Origin of the sequence: Janthinobacterium sp. UMAB-56 (genome assembly GCF_900095265.1) — a bacterium.
Lineage (GTDB): Bacteria > Pseudomonadota > Gammaproteobacteria > Burkholderiales > Burkholderiaceae_D > Janthinobacterium.
The window spans coordinates 156,869-161,401 of the sequence record NZ_LT607654.1 but is presented as its reverse complement, the minus strand read 5'-3'; the positions used below and the strand labels follow the sequence as shown (position 1 = coordinate 161,401).

Below are 4,533 nucleotides of genomic sequence, written 5' to 3'. Positions count from 1 at the left end.
AAATACGCAAGGGTAGCGACAGCTATTTTACGCCCAGCCTGAGCCTGTCCGTGGAAGTCTTGCCGCAAATAAGCGCTTACGCCACCGTGACGCGCGGCACGCGCCTGCCGACGGCGGCCGAGCGCACTGGCACCTATGACTCCATCAGCTATACGGGAACGGGGAGGGGTTATGCCGTGCTGGGCAATGCGAATCTGCGCAAGGAAACCAGCCAGGCTTACGAGCTGGGTCTGAAAGGCGATGTGAGCAGGGGCTTGAGCATGCATGCTTCCGTGTACCAGACGCAATACAAGGACATGATCGAGTATGTGATGCAGGAAGATGACCCGGTGAACTATCCCACCATCACCCAGGGACTGTTCCGTCCGGAAAACATCGGCAATGCGCGCACCTGGGGCGCCGAGCTGACCCTGCGCGCGGAGCTGGGCGCCTGGGTGCCTGCCATGCAGGGCTACCGCGTCGACCTGGCCACGGGCGTGGCCAAGGGCCGCTCCTTCAATACCCTGACGGGCGACAGCGGCGCACTGGCCTCGGTGGCGCCGGCCAAGACGGCGCTGACCTTCGGCTATGACCATGCCAGCCAGCTGTTCGGCCTGGCGTTGACGGCCGTGCATGCGCGTGAAAAGCAGGCACCTAACGATTTGCTGATGGGCACGACCGGGCTGCGCTTTACCGTGCCGTCGTACACCATCTTCGACTTGTCGAGCTACTGGAACGTGCACAAGAACGCCAAGATCATCGTCGGCGTGTACAACCTGGCGGACCGCAAGTACTGGGATTACGCCGCTGCGCGCAGCCTGGCCGCCGGCACCACGGCAGCCAGCCGCGCCGAGATCGAGCGCTACGCCAAGCCTGGTCGCAACGTTGCCGCCAGCCTCAGCGTGAATTTCTAGGTTTTACCGGGGAGGGGTGCTTGCCCCTCTTTTTTTCCATGTTTGATTGAATGGTCTTTCTATGAAGTTATCCAAACTCGTTCTATCCCTGCTCGGCAGCCTGCTGATTGCAAACGCTTACGCGGCCCCAGCCACCCTGGCGGAACGCTGGTCCACCTTGCGCACGGAACAGCCGAAGCTGCAGATGCGCGACGCGGCGCGCGCGCTAGGTGTGTCCGAAGCGCAATTGCTGGCAAGTAATATCGGCAAGGGCGTCACGCGCCTGCAGGCCGACGGCAACGTGCCGCGCGAAATCATGCGCGCCGCGCTGGACCTGGGCCTGGTGCAAGCGATCACGCGCAATGAAAACGGCGTCATCGAAACGACGGGCGTCGCCAGCAAGTTCAAGCAGGCGGGCGACAAGTCGGAACAGGCAGACGCCAAGCAAGACCCGGAAACGCAGGCGCGCCAGCGCAATATCGCGGGCGGCTACCTGGGCGGCCAGATCGACCTGCGTTTCCACTTTGAACACTGGAAATACGCCTTTGCCGTGGAACAAGCGGGCCGCGATGGCAAGCCGACGCGCAGCTTGCAGTTTTTTGACGCCAATGGCACGGCCGTGCACAAGATCTATGTGCGCAGCGAAGCGGGCGTGGCCGTTTATGACAAGCTGGTGGCGAGCTTCCGTATGCCCGAGCAAAGCGCCGAGCTGAACGTGCTGGCCGTGGCGTCCAAGGCTGCCGAGAAGCCGGACTCCGAGATCGACGTCAAGGAATTCCAGCTGGCCTGGAAAGACATGACGGACGTGCACCAGTTCGCGCAAATCCTGCGTGAATTCCATCTGACGCGCGAACAGGCGCTGCGTCTGGCGCCGGCCGGCGTGGTCGAGCGCGTGACGCCTGCGGCGCTGCGCACCCTGCTGGAAAACGCGGCGAAGGACAAGATCGCCATCATGGTGTTCCTGGGCAATGAAGGCTTGACGCAGATCTACAGCGGCAAGATAGAGAAAACCATGGCTGCCGGCGGTTACTTCAACGTGCTGGACCCGGACTTCAACCTGCACATCCGTGACACGGCCCTGCGCAGCGGCTGGGTCATCAAGCGCGGCGGCGTCACTTCCGTCGAGTTCTTCGACAAGGAAGGCACGCAAGTCGTGTCCTTCTTCGGCGTGCGCGAGCGGGGCAAGCCGCAGCCGCAAAGCTGGGTGGAGCTGGCCGATTCCTTGCCAAAAGCCAAGTAAGCAGCAGCGTTGGGACTGCAGCGTTGCCGCCCGGCGTACCGGCGCGGCAACACTTGAGTTCGACTTCCGCATGAGTTGTGATGGCAAGATCGCAATAGTGGTATGCTGATTGCAATGCCGCAGCGATCCTGCCTGCGTGCTGGTTCCTGAAGAGAGGCAATCATGGCAACCATCATGGCGAACGGCCTCAACATAGCTTATGAAAGCCACGGCAACCCGGATGACCCGTGCGTGCTGCTGGTCATGGGCCTGGGCATGCAACTGATCGCCTGGCCGGCGGACTTCGTCGAAGGCATCGTCGAACAAGGCTTTCGGGTGCTGCGCTTCGATAACCGCGACAGCGGCTTGTCGAGCAAGATGGCGCTGGCCGGCAAGCCGTATTTGCCGCTGGCCTACGTGAAAAACCTGCTCGGCTGGCCTCTGAAAACTGCCTACACCCTCGATGACATGGCGGAAGACGCGCTGGGCTTGCTGGCGGCCCTGCGCATTGCACAGGCGCACGTGATCGGCGTGTCGATGGGCGGCATGATTGCGCAGGTGATGGCGGCGCGCGCGCCGCAGCAGGTGCTCAGCCTGACCTCCATCATGTCGAGCAGCGGCCGGCGCGGCTTGCCCGGCCCCACGCGGGCGGCGCGCAATGCCTTGTTGCAACGTCCGAAACGCAATGCGAGCCGCGCCGAATTGATGGCGCACATGGCCGCCACCGTGCGCGTCATCGGCAGTCCTGCCTATCCCGTCTCGGAAAAACTGCTGTACCAGCGCATCGAGGCGGCGCTGGAGCGGGGCAGTTGCCCGGAAGGCGTGGCGCGGCAAATGGTGGCCATTGCCGCCTCGGGCGAGCGCACGGCCTTGCTGCCTAGCATCAGTTGCCCGGCGCTGGTAATCCATGGCGTGGCCGATCCCCTGATCCCCGTCGCCTGCGGCGTCGATACGGCAGCGTTGATTCCGGATGCCCGGCTGGAAGTGATCGAGGGCATGGGACACGATATGCCTCCCCAGCTGATCGAGCGCCTGCTCGCCTTGATCGATGTGCATCTGCAAGGTAAGATGGCGCCCCAGATGCGCTCCCAGCTAGCTTAGGCGCGCCCACCACTTTTGAAGGCACGGGCATTTTGAAGACACCTGAAATTGGCATCGCCATCGTGGCGCCTGGCGGTTGCGCGCCTGATGAAGCGGCTGTGGCGCGCGGCATTGCCCGCTTGCAGGCGCAAGGCGCCACCATCCACAATTACTACGACCCCGCACACACATTCCAGCGCTTCGGCGGCACGGATGCGGGGCGCCTGGCGCAGCTTGATGCGGCCGCGGCCGACCCGGACGTGCACGTGGTGCTCGCCCTGCGCGGCAGCTACGGCCTCAGCCGCATCCTGCCCGACATCGACTTTGGCGCCATGGCCGCCAGTGGTAAACTGTTTGTCGGCTACAGCGACTTCACTGCCTTCCACATGGGCTTGCTGGCGAAAACGGGCCGCGCCAGTTTTGCCGGCCCCATGCTCTGCGACGATTTCACGCGCGACGAGCCCGAGCCATTTACGCTAGCGCAACTGTGGTCGTGCCTGGCCGGTCCCACGCATACGGTCACGGCGACGGCAGCGGGCAATCCGCAGATCGAGGTCACGGGCAAACTATGGGGTGGCAACCTGGCCATGCTGGTCCACTTGCTGGGTACGCCATATTTCCCCGAGATCGATGGTGGCATTTTGTTCCTGGAAGACGTCAATGAACACCCGTACCGGGTCGAGCGCATGCTGTTGCAATTGCATTATGCGGGCGTGCTCGAACGCCAGCAGGCGATCGTGCTCGGTGACTTTTCCGGCTATAAATTGAGCCCCATGGACAAGGGCTACGATGCTGACGCCATGCTGGCCTACGTGCGCCAGCGCTTGCCCGTGCCCGTGCTGACGGGCCTCGAATTCGGCCACATCCGCCGCCGCGTCACCTTGCCGTTCGGTGGCCGGGCGCAGCTGCGCTCGGATGCCTCCGGCTTTAGCCTGCAGGTGAGCGAATACCCGACCCTGGCTCGCCCCTGAATTCCATGCGCGCCAAACCGGCCAGGCTGCTGCAGCTCGACGTGCTGCGCGGCATCGCCGTGTTTGGCATCCTGCTGGTGAATATCTGGGGCTTTGCCTGGGGCACGCTTTCCCTGCGTTATGGCACCTTGCCCGCGCAGCCGCCCGTGCTGGACCAGCTCGTCATTTTCGGCGTGGCGGCGCTGGCGCAGTTCAAGTTCTATCCCATCTTCGCCTTCCTGTTTGGCGCCGGCTTTGCCTTGCAAACACGTTCCTTGCAACGCCAACTGGGCAGTTGGGCGTCCGCGCAAGCGGCCTACCGGCGCCGTTTGCGCTGGCTGCTGGTGTTCGGCCTGCTGCATGGTTTCCTCATCTGGAGCGGCGACGTGCTGAGCTCGTATGCGCTCGCCGG

5 protein-coding genes are annotated in these 4,533 nt (G+C 63.5%); all 5 read left to right on the top strand.

From position 1 onward, the window contains the following. Positions 1-893, top strand: an 893-nt coding sequence (locus K0F85_RS28645; protein ID WP_257572646.1) for a TonB-dependent receptor domain-containing protein, incomplete at its 5' end; no start/stop codon positions are given. Positions 894-954: 61 nt separating this feature from the next. Further along, complete coding sequence (locus tag K0F85_RS09350; RefSeq protein ID WP_219115768.1) at positions 955-2,112, top strand: hemin-degrading factor; 1,158 nt, start codon at positions 955-957, stop codon at positions 2,110-2,112. A gap of 162 nt (positions 2,113-2,274) precedes the next feature. After that, the gene (locus K0F85_RS09345) at positions 2,275-3,192 is read left to right on the top strand and encodes an alpha/beta fold hydrolase (protein ID WP_219115767.1); all 918 of its coding nucleotides are present in this window, start codon (positions 2,275-2,277) and stop codon (positions 3,190-3,192) included. Between the two features lie 32 nt (positions 3,193-3,224). Next, a complete protein-coding gene (gene ldcA / locus K0F85_RS09340) occupies positions 3,225-4,142 on the top strand; it encodes a muramoyltetrapeptide carboxypeptidase (RefSeq protein WP_219115766.1) in 918 nt (305 codons plus the stop codon). Positions 4,143-4,147: 5 nt separating this feature from the next. After that, positions 4,148-4,533 (top strand): DUF418 domain-containing protein (locus tag K0F85_RS09335; protein ID WP_374198665.1); only part of this gene is annotated, 386 nt, incomplete at its 3' end.